The following is a 25,101-nucleotide window of genomic DNA, read 5'->3' as shown; positions in this document are numbered from 1 at the left end:
CGTCTTGGCGACTTGGTGACCGGGCTCAGCCGAGCAGGGTCTCGAGCTCCACGTGCTCCAGGCCGTGCGCTTCGGCGACCTCCTTGTAAACGACCTTGCCGTCATGCGTGTTGAGACCCCTGGCCAGCGCGGCGTCGCGGCGCAGCGCCTCCACCCAGCCCTTGTCGGCCAGTTCCACGATGTACGGGAGCGTGGCGTTGGTCAGTGCGTAGGTGGAGGTGTTGGGCACCGCGCCCGGCATGTTGGCGACGCAGTAGAAGACCGAGTTGTGGACCCGGAAGGTCGGCTCGGCGTGCGTGGTCGGGTGGGAGTCCTCGAAGCAGCCGCCCTGGTCGATCGCGATGTCGACAAGGACACTTCCGGCCTTCATCCGGGACACCAGCTCGTTGGTGACCAGCTTCGGGGCCTTGGCGCCCGGGATGAGCACGGCACCGACGACGAGGTCGGCGTCGAGGCAGGCCTTCTCCAGCTCGAAGGCGTTGGAGACGACGGTCTGGATCTTCGTACCGAAGATCTTGTCGGCTTCCTTGAGCTTGTTGATGTCCTTGTCGAGCAGGGTCACGTGGAAGCCCAGGCCGATGGCGATCTGTGCGGCGTTCCAGCCGGAGACACCGCCGCCGATGATGACGGCCTTGCCGGCCGGCACACCCGGGACACCGCCGGGCAGCACACCGCGGCCGCCGGCCGCGGCCATCAGGTGGTAGGCGCCGACCTGCGGGGCGAGGCGGCCCGCGACCTCGGACATCGGGGCGAGCAGCGGCAGGGCGCGGTTGGCGAGCTCGACCGTCTCGTAGGCGATCGCCGTGGTGCCGGACTCCAGGAGGGCGTCCGTGCACTGAGCCGAAGCGGCCAGGTGCAGGTAGGTGAAGAGGATCTGGTCCTTGCGGAGGCGGTGGTACTCCTCGGCGATGGGCTCCTTGACCTTCAGCAGCAGGTCGGCGCAGGCCCAGACCTCGTCGGCGGTCTCCAGGATCTGCGCGCCGGCCGCGACGTACTCCTCGTCCGGGATCGAGGAGCCGACACCGGCGTTCCGCTCGACGACGACCTGGTGGCCGTGGCGCACCAGCTCGTGCACGCCGGCGGGGGTGATGGCCACCCGGAACTCGTTGTTCTTGACCTCGCGGGGGATGCCGACCTTCACGTCGATCACGGTCCTTGGCTCAGAGGGTGTGGGGGCATTGCTACACATACCCAGGCATGCCGGGGCACACCGGGAGACACCGCCGGAGAACGTGCGGCAGAGCCAGTTTAATGAAGGCGTTCCGGCTGTCTAGCCTTTCATTGCATCAATCTTCGCCGGATGTGCTGCGGATTTCGCAGGCACTCGTGCGGTCTTCCGGCTCATTCTCAGCCTCGGGGCCCTCCGGAGGCCCCTCCCCCAGCATGCGCTCGGCCGCCGAGCGGTGCAGTCGGGCTGCGGCCGAGTCGCCGAGGCGCTCGAGGGTGTCGGCGAGGCGAAGCTGGATCGCGGCCTGGAGCCGGGGGTCCTGGGCACGGCGCGCCCACTCCACCGCCTCCTGGCAGGTGCGCAGCGACTCCGTGGGCCGGCCGGCGTACTCCTGGACCCGGGCCACTTCGCTCAACGCCCTTGCGTAGGCGGCGATGTCACCGTCCTTGCGGTACACGGCACCGGCCGACCGCCAGTTCCTGAGCGCCTCCCCGTAGCGGCCCGCGAAAATGTGGGCGCCCGCGATACGGCCGTACAGCCGGGCGGCGTCGGCACGCTCCCCCCGGGCCAGGCGCTGGGCGAGCGCCCGCCCGAACCAGTCGGCGGCCCGGTCGTAGTCCCCCAGCTCCTGGTGGGCACCCCCTACGGATTCCATCGCGCGGCCGGTCGCGTACGGGTCGTTCGCCTGGCGTCCGGCGTCCAGCGCGGCCCGGTAGCGGGCCAGCGCCTCCCGGGTGCGCCCGGTCCGGGCGTCCAGGTCGGCGAGGTTCAGCAGGGCGGCGGCCCTCTCCCGGGGCAGGTTCCGGCGCTCGGCCACGTCCAGGACGAGGCGGTGCACGCCGTACAGGTCGGGTGCGGCCGCCTCGGTGCCGAAGTGTGCCGCCATGGCCCTGACCAGCTGGGACATCAGCCGGCGGGCCAGCGTGTCCAGTTCCCCGTCGGCGACCGCGAGCCGGGCCGCGGCCAGCAGGGCGGGCCGGCGGACGCGCAGCCAGTCCTCGGCCGCCCTCGGCGTCGGAAAGCGCAGCTCGGTCGGCATGCCCTGGAGCTTCTCGCGCAGCTCGGGCTGGTCCGTCTCGGTGATCGCCCGGCAGGACTGCAGCAGCCGCACGGTCCGCTCCAGCATGCGGGCGCGGGCCAGCTGGAGTTCGCCGGGGCGGTCCTGGGTCTCGGCGAGCGCGCGCAGCAGGGGCTGGAGGCAGCCGGGAACCTCGTACTGCGGCAGCGGGGAGGCCACCGCCCGCATCAGGTTGAGCGCGACGAAGTCGTCCAGGGCCGCGCGGGCGCCGCTGACCGAGGTGCCGGCCAGCGCGGAGGCGGTGTGCGGGTCGACCAGGCCGGCCGGGGCCAGGGAGAGCAGCCGCAGTATCCGGGCGGCCGGGCCCGGCAGCTGGTCGTAGACGAACCGGAAGACACGGGACAGCGGCGTGCCCTCGTCGGACTCGGCGTGCAGGCGCTTGGCCAGGTCGGACACGGCCATCTTGGGGCGGGCGGCCAGCCAGCCGCCCGCCAGGGTGAGCGCGGCGGGCTGGGCCTGGCACACCTCGACCAGGTTCTCGGCGGCCCGGGGGTCGACGGTGATGCGGACCGAGCCGGTGAAGCGGGTCAGCAGCTCCAGCGCCGACTTGGTGTCGAGGCCGCCCAGGGTGCACGGGCGGACGTCCGCGATCCCGGTGAGCGGGCCGCCGGACACGGCGACGACGAGGCAGTCCGGGGCGTCCGGCAGCAGCGCGTCGACCTGCTCGGCGCTCGCCGCGTCGTCCAGCAGGAGCAGCGCCCGGCGCTCGGCCAGGGCCGCCCGCAGCGCCTCGGCCAGATCGTCCTCGGCGGCTCCGGGCGGGGTGGCCAGGCCCAGGGCGGTGAGCAGTTCGCGGGCGGTGCGCTCGACGGGGACGGGGGTGCCGTCGGGGTCGCTGAGGCGGACCCGCAGCACCCCGTCCTCGTAACGCTCGGCGACCCGCCGTACGAGTTCCTCGGCGAGCGCAGTGCGCCCGGAACCGGGGCGGCCGGCGATCAGGAGCACACGCGCGCGCGGGGCCTTGCGACCGGAGAGGGTGTCCAGGCCCGCACGCTCGATGTCGGCGCGCAACTCCTTCAACTCCCGTGTACGGCCCAGGAAATGACTCGGCGCGGCCGACTTGCCGGACAGCCGCGCACCGCCTGCGTCCACCGCCTGTTCCGCCACGGGCCACACTCCCGTCCAACCAACCGCACACCGGCGCCCGCCGGAACTCCGGTCCGGGCGTTTGCAGAGCCTAGTTCACGCTCTGCAACGGTCCGGGAGGAGCACGGCGGATACGTCCCCCAATCGGATCAGGCGATCGTCACACCGGCGAAGCCGCCGGAGCCTACTGCGGCAGTCCGTCCCCCGGCCTCCGGCCGGGAGGTTGCCCCCAGTCCGGCGACGCCCGGCACTCCCCAGCCATCGGCCGGGGGCCCCCAGAGCACGCACCGACTGCGACACCAGGCCTCTCCCACGCTCGCGCGGGGGCACCCCCATCGCGGCGGCCGGGTTCAGGACTCGAACGGGCGGGCCGGCCACGGGGCCTCCGCCGGGCGCAGGGCGTCGAGGCCTTCGCCGGTGCGGGCGGCGACCAGGGACAGGACGCCGACGACGAGGCAGTTGTTGTGCAGATCGCCGGCAAGCACCCCACGGACGAGCTCGTCGACGGGCACGCGCGCGTGCTCCATGTCGGACTCCTCGTCCTCGACCTCGAAGCGCTCGCCCTCGGCCGCCGACAGACCGCGGGCGAGGAAGATCCGCACGGACTCGTCACAGCCGCCGGCGGTGGTGTACACGTCGGTGAGCACCCGCCAGTCCTCGGCCTTGACGTGCGCCTCCTCGTACAGCTCGCGCTGCGCCGCGTGCAGCGGGTTCTCGCCCGGTACGTCGAGCAGGCCGGCCGGGATCTCCCACAGCTTGTGCCGGACGGGGTGGCGGTACTGCTTGATGAGCAGCACGCGGTCCTCGTGGTCCAGGGCGAGGACGGCGACGGAGCCGGGGTGGACCTGGTAGTCGCGGCGGACCACCGAGCCGTCGGGCATGACCACGTCGTCCGTGCGGACGGAGGTCTTGTTGCCCACGAAGGGGGTCTCCGTCGCCCGGATCTCCCACTCCTCCGGGGTGTCCTTGATCGTCATGCCCTGTCCTTCCACACGTGCACGAGCGGCCGGGGCGCGATCGTTCTGAATGCGAGCGCCCCGGCCACCGTACAACTCTCGTGTTACTTCGAGATCTTCCGCTCGACGGCGGCCTTCACCAGGCCGGCGAAGAGCGGGTGCGGACGCGTCGGCCGCGAGCGCAGCTCGGGGTGCGCCTGCGTGGCGACCAGGTAGGGGTGGACGTCGCGCGGGTACTCGACGTACTCGACGAGCTTGCCGTCCGGCGAGGTGCCCGAGAAGAGGATGCCGGCCTTCTTCTCCAGCTCGGCGCGGTAGGCGTTGTTCACCTCGTAGCGGTGCCGGTGCCGCTCCTCGACGTACTCCTTGCCGTCGTACACCTCACGCACGATCGAACCCTCGGCCAGCTTCGCCGGGTACATGCCCAGCCGCATGGTGCCGCCCATGTCGCCCTCGCCCGCGACGATGTCGAGCTGCTCGGCCATGGTGGAGATGACCGGGTGGGCGGTGGCCGGGTCGAACTCGGTGGAGTTGGCGTCGGAGACGTCGGCCAGGTTGCGCGCGGCCTCGATCACGATGCACTGCAGGCCGAGGCAGAGGCCGAGCAGCGGGATCTTGTTCTCGCGGGCGTAGCGGATCGCGCCGACCTTGCCGAGCACACCGCGGTCGCCGAAGCCGCCGGGGATGCAGATGCCGTCGACGTCGGCGAGCTGCGCCTTGGCGCCGGCCGGGGTCTTGCAGTCGTCCGAGGTGACCCACTTGATCTTGACGCGGGCCCGGTTGGCGAAGCCGCCGGCGCGCAGCGCCTCGGTCACCGAGAGGTAGGCGTCGGGCAGGTCGATGTACTTGCCGACCAGGGCGAGGGTGATCTCGTGGTCGGGGTTGTGGACGCGGTCGAGCAGGTCGTCCCAGGTCCGCCAGTCCACGTCGCGGAACGGCAGGTCCAGCTTGCGGACGACGTACGCGTCCAGGCCCTCGCCGTGCACCGTCTTGGGGATGTCGTAGATCGAACGGGCGTCCGGGCAGGCGACCACGGCTGCCTCGTCGACGTCGCACATCAGGGAGATCTTGCGCTTGATCGCGGTGGGCACCTCGCGGTCGCACCGCAGCACGATCGCGTCCGGCTGGATACCGATGTTCCGCAGCGCGGCCACGCTGTGCTGGGTCGGCTTGGTCTTCAGCTCGCCCGAGGGGCCGATGTAGGGCAGCAGCGAGATGTGCACCACGAAGACGTTGTCCCGGCCGACCTCGTGGCGGACCTGGCGGACGGTCTCGAGGAACGGCAGCGACTCGATGTCGCCGACCGTGCCGCCGACCTCGGTGATCACCACGTCCACCTCGTCCGTCGCCATGCGCCGGATACGGTGCTTGATCTCGTTGGTGATGTGCGGGATGACCTGCACGGTGTCACCCAGGTACTCGCCCCGCCGCTCCTTGGCGATGACGGTCGAGTACACCTGGCCTGTAGTGACGTTGGCGGAGCCGTCCAAGTCGCGGTCAAGGAAGCGCTCGTAGTGTCCGATGTCCAGGTCGGTCTCGGCGCCGTCGTTGGTGACGAACACCTCACCGTGCTGGAACGGGTTCATGGTGCCCGGGTCGACATTGAGGTACGGGTCGAGCTTCTGCATCACGACGCGCAGACCGCGGGCCTTGAGCAGCATGCCGAGGCTGGAGGCCGTGAGGCCCTTGCCGAGAGAGGAGGCGACACCCCCGGTGACGAAGATGTGCTTGGTCGTCGTGGCTGTGCTGGTTCGGAAAGCAGCGGGCGGCATGGCCAAGAGGGGGCTCCCGTGGTCGCGGTCTGGGGTGCTGTCCGGCTGCCGGCCCGGAGAATCGGAGATTTCTCGCGGAGGCGCCGTCGCTGCGGTTCGGGGGTTTCGTGCCCACCGGTCCACGGGCTACCAGGGTATCAGCGCCTCGGAGAGATGGCTTCCGGCCACGCTCCGCGCACGAGCCGCCACGGACGTGCCACGAGCACGGGTTTCTCACCCGAGGCTCACTCGTTCGGCTCACACGGGTTGCCCGGAGCGGGACGCGGATCATCTACGTGCGTCGTATCCTGCTCGGACACTCGCTGCCGAGCCAGCCCGGAGAACACGGCACCACCCCCGCCCGTAGGCACCGGAACAACGAGAGCTCGTCAGTTCGTTGAGCAAAGACTGTCGTTTTGCCTCAGGGCTCGGCGGGCTGCTTTGCTTCACCGCTCAACGACGCACAACAACGACCCCTTGACCGCACTAGCGACAGCCCCCTATCTGCCGGGGGGCGACGTGGCCGTTCGACTGGAGATGCACGTGGCCGGGCGCATCGAAGACTACGCACTCATCGGAGACATGCAGACCGCTGCCCTGGTCTGCCGGGACGGGACAGTGGACTGGCTGTGCCTGCCCCGCTTCGACTCCCATGCCATCTTCGCCGGTCTGCTGGGCACCGAGGAGCACGGCTTCTGGCGGCTCGGCCCGGCCCACGCGGCCGACGCCGAACCGCCCACGGCCGCCCGGCGTACCTACCGGGGCGACTCGCTGATCCTGGAGTCGGAGTGGGACACCCCGCGCGGCACGGTCCGCGTGACCGATTTCATGCCCCCGCGTGACGGGGCGCCCCAGCTGATCCGGATCGTCGAGGGCGTCTCCGGCCGGGTGCCGATGCGCTCGGCCCTGCGGATGCGGTTCTCCTACGGCCGGGTGGTGCCGTGGGTCCACAAGCACGAGGGCCGTACGGTCGCCGTCGCCGGGCCGGACTCCGTGTGGTTCGACACGGAGGCCGAGACGTACGGGAAGTCGCTGACGACCTACGCGGACTTCACCGTCGCCCCCGGTGACCGGATCGCGTTCACGATCTCCTGGGAGCCCTCGCACAAGGCGCCCCCGGCGCTGCCGGAGCCGGAGCAGTCGCTGGTGGCGACGGAGGACTTCTGGCGCGAGTGGGTCGAGCACTGCACGTACCACGGGCCGTACCGCGAGGCGGTGATCCGCTCGCTGATCACGCTGAAGGCCCTGACGTACGCCCCGACCGGCGGCATCGTCGCCGCCCCCACGACCTCCCTGCCCGAGGACATCGGCGGCGTCCGCAACTGGGACTACCGCTACACCTGGCTGCGCGACGCGGCGATCACCCTGTCCTCCCTGCTGCGCACCGGCTACCGCGAGGAGGCCCGCGCCTGGCGCGAGTGGCTGCTCCGGGCCGTCGCCGGCGACCCCGAGAACCTGCAGATCATGTACGGCCTCGCCGGCGAGCGCGAGCTGGGCGAGGCCGAGCTGGACTGGCTGCCCGGCTACGAGAACTCCGCCCCGGTCCGGGTCGGCAACGGCGCCGCGCACCAGCTCCAGCTGGACGTCTACGGCGAGGTCACCGAGGCCCTGCACCTGGCCCACATGACCGGTCTGGCCCGCCACGACTACGCCTCCCTGCTCCAGCTGAAGCTGATCCGCTACCTGGAGGACCACTGGGACGAGCCGGACGAGGGCATCTGGGAGGTGCGCGGCCCGCGCCGCCACTTCGTGCACTCCAAGGTCATGGCCTGGGTCGCGGTGGACCGCACGATCAAGCTGATCGAGTCCGGCGACGCCGACGGCCCGCTGGAGCGGTGGCGCGAGCTGCGCGACGACATCCACCGGGACGTGTGCGAGAAGGGCTACGACAAGGAACGCAACACGTTCACGCAGTCGTACGGCTCGAAGGAGCTGGACGCGTCCCTGCTGCTGATCCCCCAGATGGGCTTCCTGCCGCCCGACGACAAGCGGGTCATCGGCACCATCGAGGCGATCCAGCGCGAGCTGTCCACCTCGGACGGCTTCATCCTGCGCTACCCGACCGAGGGCGAGCACGAGGGCGTCGACGGTCTCCCCGGCGACGAGGGCGCCTTCCTGGCCTGCTCGTTCTGGATGGCGGACGACCTGGCGATGATCGGCCGCGTGGACGAGGCCCGCAAGCTGTTCGAGAAACTGCTGTCCCTGCGCAACGACCTCGGACTGCTCGCCGAGGAGTGGGACCCGCACCTCAAGCGCCAGGTCGGCAACTTCCCGCAGGCCTTCAGCCACGTGCCGCTGATCGACACGGCTCTGCGGCTGACGGCTTCGGGCGCGTACGGCGGCTGACGCGCCCGCGCGGCGCGCCCGCCTAGGCTGGAAGCGGCACCCTCAGCGGCACCCTTCCGGAGGGGGGTCGCCATGGCTTCCCACTCCAAGGCCGGCGCGGCGCTCGACGCGCTGCGTGAGGATCTGGCCGGCGAGGTGTTCGCACCGGGGGACCCGGGCTACGACGGGGCCCGCGCGTTCTTCGACGCGAGGGCCGACCGGCGGCCCGCGGTGATCGCGCGGTGCGCGCACGAGGCGGACGTCGTACGAGCGGTGCGCTTCGCCCGGGATCTTGACCTGCACATCGCCGTGCGCGGCGGCGGACACGGTCTCGCGGGCCCGCCGCCGGGTCATGGGGCGCTCGTAGTGGACCTGCGCCGGATGCACGAGGTGACCGTCGATCCGGCGGCGGAGGCGGTACGGGTCGAAGGCGGCGCCACGATGGACCGGCTCGACCGGGCCACCCGGCCGTACGGCCTCGCCACCACCGGCGGCCGGGCCCCCGGCATCGGCGTCGCCGGCTTCGTCCTGGGCGGCGGCACCGGCCGGCTGGACCGCGCCTTCGGTCTCGCCGTCGACGATCTGATCGGCGCCGAACTGGTCACCGCCGACGCCGAACGCGTCCATGCCAACCCCGACGAGAACCCGGAGCTGTTCTGGGCGCTGCACGGGGGCGGCGGCAACTTCGGCATCGCCACCGCGCTCACCCTGGAGCTGCACGAGCTGCCGGAGTTCTCCGTCGCGCTGCTGCTGCACCTCCCCGAGTACGGGCGGGAGGTGGTGCGCGCCTTCCGCGAGATCATCGCCGGCGGCCCGGACCAGGTGGGCGGCGCCGTGACGTACCCGACCGCGGGCAGGCCCGTGTACGGCGCGCTGCTGACGTACGCGGGCGGTGCGGCGGACCTGCGGGGGCTCGCCCAGCCGCTGCTCGCGCTGCCGCACGAGGCGGAGCTGCCGGGGGCCGGGGCGCTGCGCCTGCTGGACCTCGATCCCGGGTTGCGCGCCCACTGGTCGGCTCAGTGCCTGACCGGTCTGCCCGACGATCTGGTGGACCGCTTCTGCGCCCGCGCGGAGGCCGTGCCCGTGCCGAGCGGGTCCCGGTACACGCTCTTCCCGCTGGGCGGCGCCGCCGCCGCCGGGCCCGCCGGGTATCCGGTGCCGTACCGGGGCGCGCCCTGGGTGGCGCACCCCCTCGCCCGCTGGGCCGACCCGGCCGACGACGAGCGGGCCCTCGCCTGGGTACGGGACGCCCGCGCCGATGTCCGGCCCTGGAGCGCCGGTGCCGTCTGCCTAGGCCTGGTCGGCGACGAGGGTCCCGAGCGGGTCGAAGCGGGCCTGGGCGCCGGGAACCTGCTGCGGCTGGAGAAGGTGAAGCGGGCGTACGACCCCGACAACGTGTTCCGCTTCAACCACAACATCAAGCCGGTGTAGGTCGTCGCACAGGTCGCTGCAAAGGTGTTGCCCCCGGCGCGGGGCAGAAGCTGTCTTCCAGGAGTTTTCGCAGGTAGCGTCCGCTGCATGAACAGCAGTGCGGACAACGGCGGATTCCCCGGCCAGGGCGCCGGGATCACCGTCCAGCGAGCCCTGGAGCTGCCCGGGCTGCGCAGCGGCCTGCCGGAGATCCTGGCGGGCGCCGACCGGCTGGGGCGCACCGTCCGCTGGGTGCACGCGGGCGAGGTGCCCAACATCGCCTCGTTGCTGAAGGGCGGCGAGCTGCTGCTCACCACCGGCTACGGCCTCGGCACGCGCCCGGCCGAGCAGCGGGCGTTCGTCCGCACCCTCGCCGAGCGGGGCATCGCCGCCCTGGTCGTGGAGCTGGGGCCGCGTTTCGCCCGGCTGCCCGCCGCCCTGGTGGACACCGCCCGCGGCACCGGGCTGCCGCTGGTCCAGCTGCACCGCGAGGTGCCGTTCGTCACGGTCACCGAGGAGATCCACACCGAGATCGTCAACGGCCACTACGCGCTGCTGCAGCGGGCGGAGGAGGTGCACCGGCGCTGTACCGAGGCCCTCCTCGGCGGCGGCGGAGTACCGCAGGTCCTGGGCATCCTGGCCGGTTTCAGCGGCAACCCCGTCTTCCTGGAGACCACGGACGGCCAGCTGCTGTACGCCGCCGGGGCCGGGCCCGAGGGCGCGGATCCCCTTCAGGTGTGGGAGGGGCTGCGCGGCCCGCACAAGGACGCCCCGCCACCGGCCGGTTCGGTGCTCGTGGACGTGCCCGGCGGCGGTCCGGGCACGGGCTCGGTGCGGGCCCGGCTGGTCCTGCTGCCCGTGCTGGGGCAGCTCGCCCCGGTGCACCGGATGGCCGCCGAACGGGCCGCGGGCATCCTCGCCGTGGTGCTGATGCAGGCCCGGCAGGAGGAGGAGCTGGCGGCGCGGGGGCGCGGCGACTTCCTCACCGATCTCGCCGAGGGGCGGATCGCGGCGGAGGACGCCCCGGCGCAGGCCCGGGTGCTGGGCTTCAAGCCGGGCCACAGCCCGCTGCTGCCGGTCGTGATGCGGCTCGGCGACACGCTCTCCCCGGGAGGGGGCACCGCCCGCTCGAGCGGATTCGAGAGTGGGGGAGGCTGGGCGGTCCTGGCCCGCGCGGTCGGCGAGGAGCTGGCCTCGGTCGGGGTGCCGGTGCTGCTCGGCGTGCGGCCGGTCGAGGGCCGGGTCCCGCTGCTGGTGGGGCTGCGCTCGGAGGCGGAGCGGCCGGCGGTCGCGGACCGGGTCGCGGCGGCGCTGCGGGCCGGGGTGGAACGGGCGGGGATGCAGCGGCCCGGGGCCCAGCCGCCCGTGGTGGTCGTCGGGGTGGCCGGTGGCTGGGCGGCGGCGTCGGCCGGGCTCAGACACGCGGCGGAGACGGCGACGGCGGCGCAGGGCCTGAGCGACCGGCCCTGGTACGACGCCCGGCGCCTGGACATCGACCTGCTGTTGTGGCGGCTGCGCGGCCACCCGGACCTGGCGGCCTTCGTGGACCGGGCCATCGGCCCGCTGCGCGACCACGACCACCGCTCCAAGCCGCCGCTGCTGCCCACGCTGGAGACGTACCTGGCCCATGCGGGCCGCAAGGCCGAGACCGCCCGCGAGCTGCACCTCAACCGCCAGACGCTCTACAACCGCCTCGCCCGCATCGGCGAGTTGCTGGGCACAGACCTCGACGACCCGCAGACGGTACTGGCATTGAGCCTGGCGCTACGGGCCCGCCGGCACGTGCCGTAGACCTGTACGGCGGTTCGGGTCGCGGGAAACGGGTGGAGCCGCGTCGACGCCGGCCGGACCACGGACCGGAACCACGGGCCGCCGGCGGAGAGCCGGACCGCGCGGGCGGGGCGGATCGCTTCAGCCCCGCCGCAGGGCTCAGGGCAGCGGCAGAGGCTGGGTCAGCTCGTCGTACACGCTGAGGACCTGGGCGACCGTCTGGTCCTCGGTGGGCCAGGTGGCCGCCTGCCGTACGCCTCTTTCCTTGAGCTCCTCGCACCGCCCGGGGTCGCCGAGCAGCCCGACGACGGCGCCCGCGAGCGCCTCCGCGTCCCCGTACGGGACGAGTTCGGCGGCGTCGCCCACGAGGTCGGGGACACCGCCGACGGCGGTCGCGACGAGCGGCACGCGCGCGTGCAGGGCCTCCTGGGCGAGGACGGAACGGGACTCCCAGCTGCTGCACAGCAGCGCGATGTCGGCGGCGGCGAGCAGTTCACCGATGTCGTCCCGGCATCCGATGAGCCGGACCGGCAGCTCCTCCGCCTCGATCCGCCGCTGGAGCTCCGGGCGCAACGGCCCCTCCCCCGCGATGACGAGCAGCGGCACGGGGTCCCGGCGGCACCACAGACGGACCGCGTCCAGCAGGACGTCGTAGCCCCGCCGCCGGTCGAGCGAGCCGACCGCCATGAGCAACGGGCGGCCGGTGGCGCCGAGTTCCGCCCGGGCCTTGGGGCGCAGCCGGTCGGGGTCGTCCTGGTCCACGGGTGGGCGCGACCCGGGCAGGGCGATGGCGGCGAGCCGGGCGTCGCGGGCTCCGGTGCGGCGCGCCCGGTCCACGAGGTCCGAGGTCGTACCGAGCACCACGGCGGCCGTCCTCGCCACCCGCCGCTCCAGCACCCGCAGCAGATGCGCCCGCGCGCCCTCGGCCTCGGCCCGGTTGTGCCAGGTGACGACGAGTGGGGTGTGCCGGCCGCTGAGCGCCAGCACGGCCCGGAAGGAGGCGTGCAGCCCGTGCGCGTGCACCAGGTCCGCGTGCGAGCAGGCGGCCCGCAGCGCCGCCACCGAGACCGGGTCACTGCTGCGGGGCACGTGCACGTGGTCGGCGCCGACGCCAGTGAAGTCGTAGGTGTGATCCGCCTCGACGGGGGCGCACACCGTGACCCGCACGCCCCGCGCGACCAGTCCGGCGGCCAGGGAGCGCACGTGCGCGCTGCTGCCGGCGTTGCCTCCGCCCAGGACCTGCACGGTGCGCAGCGGCGACTGACCGTGCGGTGAGGTACTGCTCGCGGGGCTCACGTGGCCGGGGCTCCTGGTTCGGCGTCGGGCGGTCGCGAAGGGACGTACAGAAGGTATCGGGCGGAGGGGTGTACCGCGCGCCTCCTACGCCTACCGGGTTCCCTGCCAAGGATGCCAGCACGTACGGGTGTTCCGGGCGCCCCGGGGAGCCCCGATCCCGCCGGGCACGGCCCACACGGCGACAACCATCACCCACACGAGTGAATAACCGCCCACCCGCCCGAGCCTCCCCGGAACGCCCCGCCCGCTACATGTCCGCCCGAGCCGTGGCCAGCAGTTCCTCAGCGTGGGCGCGGGCCGTCTCCGAGTCCTCCTGGCCGGCCAGCATCCGGGACAGCTCGCGGATCCGTTCCTCGCCCTCGAGCACCTTCACACCGGACCGGGTGACGGTCCCGTCGTTGGTCTTCTCGACCAGCAGTTGCCGGTCGGCGAAGGCCGCGACCTGCGGAAGGTGGGTGACGACCACGACCTGCGCGGTCTTCGCGAGCCGGGCGAGCCGCCGCCCGATCTCGACCGCCGCCTTGCCGCCGACGCCGGCGTCGACCTCGTCGAAGAGGTACGTCGGCACCGGGTCCGTACCCGCGAACACGACCTCGACGGCGAGCATCACGCGCGACAGCTCACCGCCGGACGCGCCCTTGGCGATGGGCCGCGGCGGGGCGCCCGGGTGTGGGGCGAGCAGCAGCTCCACCTCGTCCACGCCCGACGGCCCGTAGGCGACCGTCCGACCGCCGACCTCGACGCCCTCCGGGTCCTCGGTCTGCCGGATGTCGAAGGACACGCGCGCGTGCGGCATGGCGAGCGAGGCCAGCTCGGCGGTCACCGCGGCGGCGAACCGCTCGGCGGCCTCCGTCCGCGCGTCCGTCAGGGCCTGCGCCAGCCCGCCCAGTTCGGCGCGCAGCGCGTCCCGTTCGGCGGTCAGCTCACCGATCCGCTCGTCGTCGCCGTCCAGTTCGGTCAGCCGTGCGGCGCCCTGCTCGGCCCACGCGAGGACGGCGTCGACGTCGTCCCCGTACTTCCGGGTGAGGGCGGTCAGTGCGGCCCTGCGCTCCTCCACGGCGGCCAGCCGCAGCGGATCGGCGTCCAGGTCGTCGGCGTACCCGGCGAGCTCGCCCGCCACATCGCCGAGCAGGATCCCGATCTCACCGATGCGGTCGGCGAGGGCGGCCAGCGCAGGGTCGTGCGACCGCACGGCCTCCAGGGCCCGGTGCGCGCCCGCCACGAGGGTGGCCGCGTCGATGCCCTCGGGGTCCTCTGGATTGCCCGCGAGGGCGGCGTGCGCGGCCGTGGCGGCGGACGCCAGCGCCTCCGCGTGCCCCAGCCGCTCCGCCTCCTCCGCGAGCTCCACGTCCTCGCCGGCCCGTGGCTCCACGCCCGCGACCTCGTCGAGCCCGTACCGCAGGATGTCGGCTTCCTGGGCCCGTTCACGCGCGCGCGTGACGATCTCCTCCAGCTCGGCGGCGGCGGCCCGCAGCCGCCGGTAGGCCTCGCCGTACTTGGCCAGCGGCACGGCGACGGCGTCGCCCGCGTACCGGTCGAGCGCCTGCCGCTGCCGGGTCAGCTTCAGCAGCCCCTGCTGGTCGGTCTGGCCGTGCACGGCCACCAGGTCGTCGGCGAGCTCGGCGAGCAGCCCCACCGGCACGCTCCGCCCGCCGAGGTGCGCCCGGGAGCGCCCCTCGGCGGAGACGGTACGGCTGATCAGCAGCGCCCCGTCGTCCAGTTCGGCCCCGGCCTCCTCGGCCCGTACGACGGCCGAGGCCTTGGGGGGCACGGCGATCCGCCCCTCGACAACAGCCTTCCCGGCCCCGATCCGCACGAGCGCCGGATCAGCCCGCCCGCCCAGCAGCAATCCCAGGCTGGTGACCACCATGGTCTTGCCCGCACCCGTCTCACCGGTGACGGCGGTGAACCCGGGCGACAGCTCGACGACGGCGTCGTCGATGACCCCGAGTGACCGTATCCGCATCTCTTCCAGCACGGAGAAGACCATACGAGGTCCGGCCACGGAAGTGCGAGGTGCCCTGTCACCCGGGCGGGTGGAGGTCTAGTGAGGCGCCCCCCGCCATCCCGACACCGGCAGCGCGAACTTCGCCACGAGACGGTCCGTGAACGATGCGTGGTGCAGCCGGGCCAGCCGGACCGGCACGGCCCCGCGCCGCACCTCGACCCTCGCCCCCGGCGGCAGCTCGACGGTCCGCCGGCCGTCGCACCACAGGACCCCCGGCGGGACGTGCGGCAGCACCTCGACCGCTAGCACCGAGTTCGGCGAGGTCACCAGCGGCTTCGCGAACAGCGCGTGCGCGCTGATCGGCACCATCAGCAGCGCCTCCACCTCGGGCCACACCACGGGCCCGCCCGCGGAGAACGCGTACGCCGTGGACCCGGTCGGCGTCGACAGCACGATCCCGTCGCAGCCGAACCCGGTCACCGGCCGCCCGTCGATCTCCAGCACGACCTCGAGCAGCTTCTCGGCGCCCGCCTTCTGCACGGCGGCCTCGTTCAGCGCCCAGTCGGTGTGCACGATGTCGCCGTTGCGGTGCACGACGACGTCGACGGTCATCCGCTCCTCGACCTCGTACGACTTCGTCACCACCCGGTCCACGACCTTGTCGAGGTCGTCCCGCTCGGCCTCCGCGAGGAACCCGACGCTGCCGAGGTTGACGCCGAGCATCGGCACGCCGGACGCCCGGGCGAACTCGGCGCCGCGCAACAGCGTCCCGTCGCCGCCGAGCACGATGAGCAGCTCACAGCCGTCGAGGCTCTGCGGGGTCGCCTCCTCGACGAGCTCCACCTCCTCGGGCAGCGGCAGGTCACGCGCCTCGTACTCGAGCACCCGCACCCCCACGCCCGCCTGCAGCAGCCCCTTGACCACCAGTTCGGCACTGCGGATGGCCGCCGGCCGTCCGGTGTGCGCGAGCAGGAAAACAGTACGAGCTCGGTTCTGTGTCAACGCGGCCCCTCCGCCACTGCACGGTCAACCTCAGCCGCGTCCAGGGCGGGCGCCCCGGCACGCAGCCACAAAAAGTACTCGACGTTCCCGGAGGGCCCGGGCAGCGGACTGGCGGTGACACCCTTCACCCCGAGTCCGAGCCCCCACGCCTTCTCGGCCACGCCCCGCACGGCCTCCGCCCGCAGCTGCGGACTCCGTACGACACCCCCGCTGCCCAGCCGTTCCTTCCCCACCTCGAACTGCGGCTTGACCATCATCACCAGGTCGGCGTCCGGCTTCACGCACCGCGCCAGGGCCGGCAGCACCAGCCCGAGCGGGATGAAGGACAGATCACCCACGACAAGATCCACAGGTTCCCCATCGATCGCTTCAAGCGTCAACTCGCGTACGTTCGTACGGTCCTTGACGGTGACGCGTTCATCGTTCTGCAGAGACCAGGCGAGTTGTCCGTATCCCACGTCCACGGCGACGACCTGCGCGGCACCGGCCCGCAGCAGGACATCGGTGAAGCCCCCGGTGGACGCGCCGGCGTCCAGCGCCCGCCGCCCCTCGACGACCAGCCCCCGGGGGACGAAGACCTCCAGCGCGCCGGCCAGTTTGTGGCCGCCCCGGGAGACGTACCCCGGGTCGCTGTCGTCGGCCGCGACGACGATCGCGGCGGCGGTCTCCACCTGCGTGGCCGGTTTGGTCGCGACGGTCCTGCCGACGGTGACCCGCCCGGCGGCGATCAGCTGGCTGGCGTGCTCGCGCGAGCGCGCGAGTTCCCGGCGGACCAGCTCCGCGTCCAGACGGCGGCGTGCGACTCCTGCCACGTTCGGTTCAGCTCCTGCTCTGGTACGGCGATCAATAGGTGTGACCCGAAGGGTCTCATTGAGGGGTGGTGGTCGGGTGGCGGGCGGGAGCCGGAGGTCCCGGGCGGGCGTCGAGCGCGGTGAGCGCGTCGCGCAGCCCCCGGTGTACATCCTCGTACACCTCCAGATGCCCGGCGGTGGCGAGGTGGCCGGCATCGGCCAGCCGCTCCAGCAGGGCGTCCACCTCGGCGTCGCCGGTGGGGGTGCGGGCCACGTTCAGGGGGGCGGGGGCGGCCGGGTCGTACTCGGGCACGTACTCAGGTTCACACTCAGGTTCGTACTCGAGTTCGACCGGAGCCCCCGCCTCTTCGCCCGCCTCGGCCCGGGGCACGGAGTCGCTGTCGCTCATGCCCCGACGCTACCGCGAAGGGCTGCGGTACCGTCGATCGCGATGGCGACGATCGATGAGTGCCGGGCAGCGCTGGAAAAGCTCTCGGACAACATGCAGGGTGCCGAGGGCGACGTCCGCGCGGCCGCGGCCATGGACCGCTCGGTGAGCTGCCACGTCACGGACCTGGACGTCACCTTCGTCGGCCGGCTCACCGGCGGCCGGATCGAGATCGACAGGACCCTTCAGGGCCCTCCACCTCAGAAGGCCCAGATCCGGCTGGCCATGACCGGCGACGACCTGGTCGCGATGGTCGACGGCGAACTGAACTTCGCGAAGGCCTGGGGGTCGAGCCGGGTCAGGCTGGAAGCGAGCCTGCTCGACCTGTTCCGGCTCAGGAAGCTTCTGTAGCGTCGGCCGCGCTCACCCGCTCGCGTGCCCTGCGCGCGGCCGGCACCACCAGCGGCGTGCCCGTCTCCGGGTCGTCGATGACCTGACAGCGCAGCCCGAAGACCTCTTCGACCAGCTCGGCCGTGACGATGTCGCCCGGCGCCCCCTCGGCGATCACCCGGCCGCCGCGCAGGGCGACGAGGTGGGTGGCGTACCGCGCGGCGTGGTTGAGGTCGTGCAGGACGGCGACCAGGGTGCGGCCCTGGGTCTCGTGCAGCTCGGCGCACAGGTCCAGGACATCGATCTGGTGCTGGATGTCCAGGAAGGTGGTCGGCTCGTCGAGGAGCAGCAGCGGGGTCTGCTGGGCGAGCGCCATCGCGATCCACACGCGCTGCCGCTGACCGCCGGACAGCTCGTCCACGTACCGGTCGGCCAGCTCGGCGACCCCGGTCTGCGCCATGGACTCCCGCACCACCCGCTCGTCCTCGGCGGACCACTGCCTGAGGATCCCCTGGTGCGGATACCGGCCGCGGCCCACCAGGTCACCGACGGTGATCCCGTCCGGTGCGATCGACGACTGCGGCAGCAGACCGAGCGTCCGCGCGACCTTCTTCGCGGGCATCGACTGGATGACCTGCCCGTCGAGCAGCACCCGGCCCTCGCTGGGTTTGAGCATCCGCGACAGCGCCCGCAGGAGCGTCGACTTGCCGCACGCGTTCGGGCCGACGATCACCGTGAAGGAGTTGTCGGGGATCTCCACCGACAACTGCTCGGCGATGACGCGCTGGTCGTAGGCGAGGGTGACGTTCTCGGCGGACAGGCGGTTCACGGTGCTCCTTCGGTTGGTCGTCTCGCCGGTGGTGTCGCGGGTCGCGTCTCGGGTGGTGCCGTGGGTGGGCCTCATATCCGGCCCGCCTTGCGCTCGGTGACCAGCAGCCACAGCAGGTAGAGGCCGCCCAGGACACCGGTGACGACGCCCACGGGCAGCTGGTCGGCGCCGAAGGCGCGCTGTGCGGCCCAGTCGGCGGTGACCAGCAGCGTGGCGCCCATGCACAGGGAGGCCACCAGGTTGGGCCCGGGCGAGCGGGTCAGGCGCCGGGCGAGCTGCGGCGCGGTGAGCGCCACGAAGGTGACGGGCCCCGCGGCGGCGGTCGCGGCGGCGGTCAGCAGCACGGCGGAGACCATCAGCACCAGCCGTACCCGCTCCACCCGCACCCCGAGGGCGTAACTGACGTCGTCGCCCATCTCCATCGCCCTGAGGCCGCGCGCGTTGGCGAGGACCACCGGTACGAGCACCGCGCACAGGCCGAGCAGGGGCCAGACCTGGTCCCAGTCACGGCCGTTGAGGGAGCCGGTCATCCACACGACCGCGCGGGCCGCGTCGACCAGGTCGGCCTTGGTGAGGAGGTAGCCGTTGACCGCCGTGACGACCGCGGAGACGCCGATGCCCACCAGGACCAGCCGGTAGCCGTGCACCCCCTGCTTCCAGGCGAGCAGGTAGATGGCGAACCCGGTCACCAGGCCGCCGATCAGCGCGCCGAAGGTGACCTCGGTGGCGTTCCCGGACAGCAGCACGATCACGACGAGCGCGCCGGCCGTCGACCCCTGGGAGAGGCCCAGCACGTCCGGGCTGCCCAGCGGGTTGCGGGAGACCGACTGGAACAGGGCGCCGCCGAGGCCGAGCGAGGCACCGACCAGGAGGCCGACCAGGACGCGCGGCAGGCGCAGGTCGCGGACGATGTACTCCTGGATCTGGGTGCCGTTGCCGGTCAGCGTCTTGAGGACGTCGGTGGCGGAGATCGGGAAGTCACCGGTGCCGATCAGCAGCACGCTCGCGGTGAGCGCGGCGAGCAGCAGCAGGACGACGACGGTCAGCGCGCGGACGTCCACGCGGACGGAGAGCCCTCCGGGACCGCGCAGGGCACGGACCGCGGGGCTTTTCTGATGGGTGCTCACAGCTGCGCCGTCCTCCGCCGTCGGACCAGGAAGATGAAGACCGGGCCGCCGATGAGCGCGGTGACGATGCCGACCTGGAGCTCCGCGGGCCGGGCGACGATCCGGCCGATGACATCGGCGCCGAGCAGCAGCACGGGGGACAGGATCGTGGCGTACGGCAGGATCCAGCGCAGGTCGGGGCCGGTGAAGGAGCGCACGACGTGCGGCACCATCAGGCCGACGAACATGATCGGGCCGCAGGCGGCGGTCGCGGCCCCGCACAGCACGGTGGCGGCGAGCATCGCCAGGGCGCGGGTGCGGCCCAGGTTGGCGCCGAGGGCCCGGGCGGTGTCGTCGCCCATCGCCACGGCGTTCAGCGGCCGGGCGAGCAGCAGCGCGAGCAGCGTGCCGGCCCCGAGGAACGGCAGGACCTGCGTGATGGTCGAGTCGGTGGCCGAGGACAGCGAACCCACCGTCCAGAACCGCATCTTGCCGAGCGCCGCGTCGTCCATGATCATCACGGCCTGGAGGTAGCCGTAGAGCGCGGCGCTGATCGCCGTGCCGGCGAGCGCGAGCCGTACCGGCGTCGCTCCCCGGCTGCCGCCGAGGAACCACACCAGCGCCCCGACCACCGCGGCGCCCACGAACGCGAACCACACATAGCCGGTCAGGCTGGTGACGCCCAGGTAGGTGATGGCCGTGACGACCGCGGCCGACGCACCCGCGTTGATACCGAGAAGTCCGGGGTCGGCCAGCGGGTTGCGGGTGAGCGCCTGGAGCATCGCCCCGGACAGGCCGAGCGCGGCACCGGCCAGGAGTCCGAGGAGGGTGCGCGAGAGCCGCTCGTCGACCACGACGTCGCCGTACGTCCCCGTGTCGTGGAACAGGCCGTGCCAGACCTGATCCAGCGACAGCTCCTTCGCGCCGATGGCGATGCTGGCCAAGGTGACCAGCACCAGGATCGCGAGCGCGACCAGGAGCCCAAGGGACCGTACCGCCCGGCGGGTTGGGGGCGCGGGGGCGGCATCCGCGCGCTGTACGGGGGGACTGTCGACCAACACGTAGTTAGGTTAGCCTACCCTCGCATCCGGTTTCGATCCCGTGGCGCGCGCGGTAGTTCGACCTCCGTCCCTCACTCGGAGTCCCGCGTTCAGAGTCCGAGTCGCGCCAGCGCCTTCTCCCCGTCCAGTTCGCAGGAGCCGTCCCCGGCCGCCGTCCAGGCCGCGGCGCACAGCGCCCGCAGTCCGTCGAGCGCCTCACCCTCGCCCTCCAGCTCCAGCCGCCCGTCCCCGGCCCGCGCCGTCCAGCCGCCGCAGCCAAAGCCGCCGCCCGCCTCCGTGACCTCCGGCTGTCCGGTGAGCAGTCCGCGCAGATCGGCGTCCACATACGTCGGCCGGTGCTGCGGCGGCGCGGCCAGCAGCTGGGCGCCGTCGGTCACGCCGGTGAGGACCAGCAGCGAGTCGACGTCCCCGTTGAAGGCGCCCTCGATGTCCGTGTCCAGCCGGTCCCCGACCACCAGCGGCCGTTCGGCGCCCGTGCGCAGGATCGTCTCCCGGTGCATGGGCGGCAGCGGCTTGCCCGCCACCTGCGGCTCGGCGCCGGTCGCGATCCGGACGACCTCCACGGCCGCGCCGTTGCCCGGCGCGATGCCCCGCCCGCTGGGGATGGTCAGGTCGGTGTTGGATGCGAACCAGGGCACCCCGCGCGCGACGGCGTAGGACGCCTCCGCGAAACGCCCCCATGGCAGATCGGGCCCGCCGTACCCCTGCACGACCGCCACCGGATCGTCGTCCGCCGACTCCACGGGCTCGAGACCACGCTCGCGCAGCGCCACCCGCAGCCCCTCACCGCCGATCACCAGCACCCGCGCCCCCGCCGGCACCTGCTCGCTGATCAGCCGCGCGACCGCCTGCGCGGAGGTGATGACGTCACCGGCCCCCGTCGGTATGCCCAGCTCCGTCAGATGCCCGGCCACGGCGTCCGGCGTCCGCAGCGCGTTGTTGGTGACGTACGCCAGATGCATCCCTCCGTCCCGGGCAACCGCCAGCGAGTCGACGGCGTGTGCGATCGCGCTCCCACCCGCGTACACCACTCCGTCCAGATCGAGCAGTGCCGTGTCGTACGCGCTGTTCAGGGGGCGGGCACTGCCCTCGGGCCGGGTCCTGACGCCCTGGCTCATTCCGCATCGCTCCTCGTTCGATCGCTCTTCCCCAGATCATGCCGCACACCACTGACACACGTACGATGCCGGGATGAACACTGCAGGTCACTCGGAAGCAACGGCGCGCCGGGGCCTGGAACTCGCCCCGTTCCGAGGCCTTCGCTACGACCCCGAGCGGGTCGGCAGCCTGGCCGCCGTCACCTCCCCGCCGTACGACGTCGTCGTACGCCCCGACGGCCTGCACCACCTCCAGTCCGCCGACCCGTACAACATCGTCCGGCTGATCCTGCCCCAGGCAGGTACCCCGAGCGCCCGCACCGAACAGGCGGCCGACACGCTGCGCCGCTGGCTGGCCGAGGGCGTCCTGGCCGCCGACCCGGAACCGGGCCTCTACGTCTACGAGCAGTGCGACGACGCGGGCATGGTCCAGCGCGGCCTCATCGGCGCGTTGCGCGTCTCGGACCCGGCGGAGGGGGTGGTCCTGCCGCACGAGGACGTCATGCCGCCCGTCGTCGCGGAACGCGCCGCCCTGATGCGTGCGACCTGCGCGAACCTCGAGCCGCTGCTCCTGACGTACCGGGGCGACGGCGTGACGGCCGAGGTGATCGAACGCACCGCCGAACGCCCTGCCCTGCTGTCGACGACCACGGAGGACGGCTTCCACCACCGCCTCTGGTCGGTGACCGACCCCGCCGAGCTGGCTCGCGTCCGGTCGGACCTGGCCGGCCATCAGGCCCTGATCGCCGACGGCCACCACCGCTGGGCGACGTACCGGCTGCTACGCGCGGAGCACCCCTCCCCGAGCCCCTGGGACCACGGCCTGGTCCTCCTCGTCGACACGGTCCGCTATCCGCTCCGCGTCCGTGCCATTCACCGCCTGCTGCACGGCCTGCCGGTCGCCGACGCGCTGTCCGCCCTCGACGGCCTGTTCCGCGTGACCCGCCTGGAGAAGCCGCTGCCCGAGGCTTTGGCGACCCTCGCCGACGCGGCCTGCGCGGGCAACGCCTTCCTGCTCGCCGGCGACGGCGCCTTCCATCTGGTGGACCGCCCGGACCAGGACCTCCTGGCCCGTACGGTCCCCACGGACCGTCCGGCCGCCTGGCGCACCCTCGACGCCACCGTCCTGCACGCCACGCTCCTCGAGCACGTCTGGCACGTCCCCGAGGACTCTCCCGCGCACATCGCCTACATCCACGACGCGGGGGCCACGGTCGCCAAGGCGGAGGGCGACGGCAGCACGGCGGTCCTGCTGCACCCGGTCCGCGAGGAGGTCGTCCGCGACCTGGCCCGGCAGGGCGTGACGATGCCCCGCAAGTCGACGTCGTTCGGCCCGAAGCCGGCGTCGGGCCTGGTGCTGCGGGCGCTGGATCTCTGACGCCCGCTCGGAGACGACGAAGGGCGGGACCCTGGGGGTCCCGCCCTTCGCTGCACGTGCGTCAGTCGTCGTCGCTGTCGGTGTCGTCGCCGTCGGTGCCGTCGCCGTCGGTGCCGGTCTCCTCGGTGTCGGCGTGCTCCTCGTCCTTGCCCTGGTCGAGAGCGTCGACGAACTCCACGCCATCCAGCTCCGCCAGCCGGTCCGAGGCGTCCGTGCTGCCGTCCCGGTCGGCCTCGACGGCCTTGGCGAACCAGTCCCGCGCCTCGTCCCGCCGGCCGGCGGCGAGCAGCGCGTCGGCGTAGGCGTAGCGCAGGCGCGCGGTCCACGGCTGAACGGAGCTGGACGCCAGCTCGGGGCTCTGCAGTGTCACGATCGCCGCGTCCAGCTGCCCCATGTCACGCCGGGCGCCAGCGGCGACGAGCCGCATCTCGACCTGCCCGGCCTTGTCGAGCTTCTGCACGTCGGGCGCCCCGGCCATGTCCAGCGCCTTCTCCGGCCGCCCGAGCCCACGCTCGCAGTCGGCCATCACGGGCCACAGGTCCACGTTGCCGGTCATCCGCCGCGCGGCCCGGAACTCGCCGAGCGCCTCGTTGTACTTCTGGTTCGCGTACGCGGCGAACCCGGCGGCCTCCCGTACGGCCGCGACACGGGACGCCAGCCGCAGGGCCACCTTGGAGTAGCCGTAGGCACCCTCGGGGTCCTCGTCGATGAGCCGGGCGACCATCACCAGGTTCTTGGCGACATCCTCAGCGAGCGTCTTCGGCAGGCTCTGGAGCTCCTGCCGTACGTCCTTGTCGATCTCCTCGCCGGTGACGTCCTCGGGGATCGGCAGCCGCTTGATGGGCTCACGGTCCCGGTCCCGCTCGTCCCGGAAGCGGCCGCCGCCACGGCGGTCGTCCCTACGGTCGTCCCGTCCCCGGAAGCCACCGGGGCGACCACCGCGGTCGTCCCGGCGAGGGCCACGCCCACGGTCGTCGCGGCCACGGTCGTCACGGCCCCTGAACCCACCGCGGTCGTCGCGGCGGTCGTCACGACGGAACTCGGGACGGTCGCCACCCCGCCGGTCGTCGCGGCGGAAGCCGGGCCGGTCGCCGCCACGCCGGTCGTCGCGCCGGTCGTCGCGGCGGAACTCGGGACGGTCGCCGCCACGCCGGTCGTCACGACGGTCGTCACGACGGAACTCGGGACGGTCGCCACCCCGCCGGTCGTCACGACGGTCGTCACGACGGAACTCGGGGCGGTCGCCACCCCGCCGGTCGTCACGACGGAACTCGGGGCGGTCGCCACCCCGCCGGTCGTCACGACGGAACTCGGGACGGTCGCCACCCCGCCGGTCGTCACGACGGAAGCCGGGCCGGTCGCCGCCACGGCGGTCGTCGCGGCGGTCGTCACGACGGTCGTCACGACGGAACTCGGGACGGTCGCCACCACGCCGGTCGTCACGACGGTCGTCACGACGGAACTCGGGACGGTCGCCACCACGGCGGTCGTCACGGCGGTCGTCACGGCCGCGGAACCCGCCGCGGTCGCCTCGGTTGTCATCTCGCCGGAAGCCACCACGCTCGGGACGCTCGGCCCGGTCGTCACGGCGGAATCCACGGTCACGGTCGTCACGGCCCCGGAATCCGCCCCGGTCGTCACGACGGTCGTCACGACGATAGCCACCGCGGTCGTCGTCACGGCGGGGACCACGGTCATCACGGCGGTCGTCACGACGGCCGTAACCGCCCCGGTCAGCACGGTCGTTGTCACGGCGCTGGCCACCCTGGTAGGGACGACGGTCACCGCGGTCACCACTGTCCCGCCGCCGCGGGTCGCGCTCCGGTCGGTCGCCGGGAGAGTTGGTGGACATGGTGACTCCTGTCTTCGGTACCGCAAGTCATTCTCGCGCAAGCCGGGTACCCGATGCGCTCCGGAAAAAAGAAAAGGACCCCTGGTCCCAGCTGAACGCTGGTGACCAGGGGCCCTTCAAAAATTGTTCGGCGGCGTCCTACTCTCCCACAGGGTCCCCCCTGCAGTACCATCGGCGCTGTGAGGCTTAGCTTCCGGGTTCGAAATGTAACCGGGCGTTTCCCTCACGCTATGACCACCGAAACCCTAATGGTTTCGAGCGAACAAGCACACTTTTTACTTGTGTGTTCAGCTCTAGCCGGCAACTGTTCGTTGCCTCAGAACTAACACAGTGGACGCGAGCAACTGAGGACAAGCCCTCGGCCTATTAGTACCGGTCACCTCCACCAGTTACCTGGCTTCCAGATCCGGCCTATCAAC

At 72.7% G+C, this 25,101-nt stretch carries 19 protein-coding genes and 1 rRNA gene; 5 read left to right on the top strand and 15 right to left on the bottom strand.

Annotation, left to right across the window (positions count from 1 at the left end):
• Positions 1-25: 25 nt before the first annotated feature.
• From ald to ACH45E_RS16885, 4 genes are all read right to left on the bottom strand, one after another.
• Positions 26-1,150 carry an alanine dehydrogenase gene (gene ald / locus ACH45E_RS16900; RefSeq protein WP_361440337.1) on the bottom strand — a complete coding sequence of 375 codons (1,125 nt, stop codon included), beginning with the start codon at positions 1,148-1,150 and terminating at the stop codon, positions 26-28.
• 136 nt (positions 1,151-1,286) lie between these two features.
• Positions 1,287-3,353, bottom strand: a complete 2,067-nt coding sequence (locus ACH45E_RS16895; RefSeq protein WP_361440334.1) for a tetratricopeptide repeat protein — start codon at positions 3,351-3,353, stop codon at positions 1,287-1,289.
• Positions 3,354-3,682: 329 nt separating this feature from the next.
• Entirely contained in the window at positions 3,683-4,309 is a 627-nt protein-coding gene (locus ACH45E_RS16890; RefSeq protein ID WP_361440331.1) for an NUDIX hydrolase, read from the bottom strand.
• Positions 4,310-4,392: 83 nt separating this feature from the next.
• Positions 4,393-6,060, bottom strand: coding sequence for a CTP synthase (locus ACH45E_RS16885; RefSeq protein ID WP_361440328.1), 1,668 nt, complete (start codon positions 6,058-6,060; stop codon positions 4,393-4,395).
• 522 nt (positions 6,061-6,582) lie between these two features.
• Here ACH45E_RS16885 and ACH45E_RS16880 point away from each other — a divergent pair.
• The 3 genes from ACH45E_RS16880 (at position 6,583) to ACH45E_RS16870 (ending at position 11,565) form a co-directional block, all read left to right on the top strand.
• Entirely contained in the window at positions 6,583-8,385 is a 1,803-nt protein-coding gene (locus ACH45E_RS16880; RefSeq protein WP_361441439.1) for a glycoside hydrolase family 15 protein, read from the top strand.
• A gap of 72 nt (positions 8,386-8,457) precedes the next feature.
• The gene (locus ACH45E_RS16875; protein ID WP_361440325.1) at positions 8,458-9,795 is read left to right on the top strand and encodes an FAD-binding oxidoreductase; all 1,338 of its coding nucleotides are present in this window, start codon (positions 8,458-8,460) and stop codon (positions 9,793-9,795) included.
• An 87-nt stretch (positions 9,796-9,882) separates the two neighbouring features.
• Positions 9,883-11,565, top strand: a complete 1,683-nt coding sequence (locus ACH45E_RS16870) for a PucR family transcriptional regulator (protein WP_361440322.1) — start codon at positions 9,883-9,885, stop codon at positions 11,563-11,565.
• Between the two features lie 138 nt (positions 11,566-11,703).
• Here the strand turns inward: ACH45E_RS16870 and ACH45E_RS16865 are convergent, their stop codons facing one another.
• The 5 genes from ACH45E_RS16865 to ACH45E_RS16845 form a co-directional block, all read right to left on the bottom strand.
• On the bottom strand, positions 11,704-12,840 hold the full coding sequence (locus tag ACH45E_RS16865) for a glycosyltransferase family 4 protein (RefSeq protein WP_361440319.1): 1,137 nt from the start codon (positions 12,838-12,840) through the stop codon (positions 11,704-11,706).
• A gap of 247 nt (positions 12,841-13,087) precedes the next feature.
• Positions 13,088-14,830: a DNA repair protein RecN gene (recN, locus tag ACH45E_RS16860; protein WP_361441437.1), complete on the bottom strand. Its 1,743-nt coding sequence runs from the start codon at positions 14,828-14,830 to the stop codon at positions 13,088-13,090.
• A 54-nt stretch (positions 14,831-14,884) separates the two neighbouring features.
• On the bottom strand, positions 14,885-15,790 hold the full coding sequence (locus ACH45E_RS16855; RefSeq protein WP_361440316.1) for an NAD kinase: 906 nt from the start codon (positions 15,788-15,790) through the stop codon (positions 14,885-14,887).
• Entirely contained in the window at positions 15,787-16,602 is an 816-nt protein-coding gene (locus ACH45E_RS16850; RefSeq protein WP_361440313.1) for a TlyA family RNA methyltransferase, read from the bottom strand. Before ACH45E_RS16850 ends, ACH45E_RS16855 begins: the two co-directional genes overlap by 4 nt.
• Positions 16,603-16,657: 55 nt before the next feature.
• The gene (locus tag ACH45E_RS16845) at positions 16,658-16,990 is read right to left on the bottom strand and encodes a hypothetical protein (RefSeq protein WP_361440310.1); all 333 of its coding nucleotides are present in this window, start codon (positions 16,988-16,990) and stop codon (positions 16,658-16,660) included.
• Between the two features lie 42 nt (positions 16,991-17,032).
• Between ACH45E_RS16845 and ACH45E_RS16840 the strand changes: the two genes are divergently transcribed.
• A complete protein-coding gene (locus ACH45E_RS16840) occupies positions 17,033-17,380 on the top strand; it encodes a sterol-binding protein (RefSeq protein WP_361440307.1) in 348 nt (115 codons plus the stop codon).
• Here ACH45E_RS16840 and ACH45E_RS16835 read toward each other — a convergent pair.
• The 4 genes from ACH45E_RS16835 to ACH45E_RS16820 form a co-directional block, all read right to left on the bottom strand.
• Entirely contained in the window at positions 17,364-18,263 is a 900-nt protein-coding gene (locus tag ACH45E_RS16835; protein ID WP_361440304.1) for an ABC transporter ATP-binding protein, read from the bottom strand. The two genes, ACH45E_RS16840 and ACH45E_RS16835, sit on opposite strands and share 17 nt — an antisense overlap.
• Positions 18,260-19,315, bottom strand: coding sequence for an iron chelate uptake ABC transporter family permease subunit (locus ACH45E_RS16830; RefSeq protein ID WP_361440301.1), 1,056 nt, complete (start codon positions 19,313-19,315; stop codon positions 18,260-18,262). The genes ACH45E_RS16835 and ACH45E_RS16830 overlap by 4 nt, the downstream gene beginning before the upstream one ends.
• On the bottom strand, positions 19,312-20,355 hold the full coding sequence (locus ACH45E_RS16825; protein ID WP_361440298.1) for an iron chelate uptake ABC transporter family permease subunit: 1,044 nt from the start codon (positions 20,353-20,355) through the stop codon (positions 19,312-19,314). Before ACH45E_RS16825 ends, ACH45E_RS16830 begins: the two co-directional genes overlap by 4 nt.
• An 89-nt stretch (positions 20,356-20,444) precedes the next feature.
• Positions 20,445-21,473 (bottom strand): HAD hydrolase-like protein, encoded by a 1,029-nt coding sequence (locus ACH45E_RS16820; protein ID WP_361440295.1) that lies wholly within the window; start codon positions 21,471-21,473, stop codon positions 20,445-20,447.
• 73 nt (positions 21,474-21,546) lie between these two features.
• Here ACH45E_RS16820 and ACH45E_RS16815 point away from each other — a divergent pair, with 73 nt between their 5' ends.
• Entirely contained in the window at positions 21,547-22,830 is a 1,284-nt protein-coding gene (locus ACH45E_RS16815; protein WP_361440292.1) for a DUF1015 domain-containing protein, read from the top strand.
• A gap of 61 nt (positions 22,831-22,891) precedes the next feature.
• Here ACH45E_RS16815 and ACH45E_RS16810 read toward each other — a convergent pair whose 3' ends face one another.
• Both ACH45E_RS16810 and rrf read right to left on the bottom strand, forming a co-directional pair.
• Positions 22,892-23,662 (bottom strand): tetratricopeptide repeat protein, encoded by a 771-nt coding sequence (locus ACH45E_RS16810; protein ID WP_361441434.1) that lies wholly within the window; start codon positions 23,660-23,662, stop codon positions 22,892-22,894.
• Positions 23,663-24,807: 1,145 nt separating this feature from the next.
• Positions 24,808-24,924: ribosomal RNA gene (rrf, locus tag ACH45E_RS16805) — 5S ribosomal RNA — on the bottom strand.
• Positions 24,925-25,101 lie beyond the last annotated feature (177 nt).

The sequence above is a fragment of the Streptomyces sp. NPDC020299 genome, assembly GCF_044387825.1.
In the GTDB taxonomy this organism is placed as follows: domain Bacteria; phylum Actinomycetota; class Actinomycetes; order Streptomycetales; family Streptomycetaceae; genus Streptomyces.
This window is presented reverse-complemented; position numbering and strand designations above follow the sequence as displayed.

Bases quoted from the DNA above. Each gene is read 5' to 3' on its own strand.
- ACH45E_RS16885 (WP_361440328.1), bottom strand. From the start codon at position 6,060: ATGCCGCCCGCTGCTTTCCGAACCAGCACAGCCACGACGACCAAGCAC.
- ACH45E_RS16820 (WP_361440295.1), bottom strand. From the start codon at position 21,473: ATGAGCCAGGGCGTCAGGACCCGGCCCGAGGGCAGTGCCCGCCCCCTG.
- ACH45E_RS16840 (WP_361440307.1), top strand. From the start codon at position 17,033: ATGGCGACGATCGATGAGTGCCGGGCAGCGCTGGAAAAGCTCTCGGAC.
- ACH45E_RS16870 (WP_361440322.1), top strand. From the start codon at position 9,883: ATGAACAGCAGTGCGGACAACGGCGGATTCCCCGGCCAGGGCGCCGGG.
- ACH45E_RS16835 (WP_361440304.1), bottom strand. From the start codon at position 18,263: ATGAGGCCCACCCACGGCACCACCCGAGACGCGACCCGCGACACCACC.
- ACH45E_RS16890 (WP_361440331.1), bottom strand. From the start codon at position 4,309: ATGACGATCAAGGACACCCCGGAGGAGTGGGAGATCCGGGCGACGGAG.
- recN (WP_361441437.1), bottom strand. From the start codon at position 14,830: ATGGTCTTCTCCGTGCTGGAAGAGATGCGGATACGGTCACTCGGGGTC.
- ACH45E_RS16815 (WP_361440292.1), top strand. From the start codon at position 21,547: ATGAACACTGCAGGTCACTCGGAAGCAACGGCGCGCCGGGGCCTGGAA.
- ACH45E_RS16875 (WP_361440325.1), top strand. From the start codon at position 8,458: ATGGCTTCCCACTCCAAGGCCGGCGCGGCGCTCGACGCGCTGCGTGAG.
- ACH45E_RS16845 (WP_361440310.1), bottom strand. From the start codon at position 16,990: ATGAGCGACAGCGACTCCGTGCCCCGGGCCGAGGCGGGCGAAGAGGCG.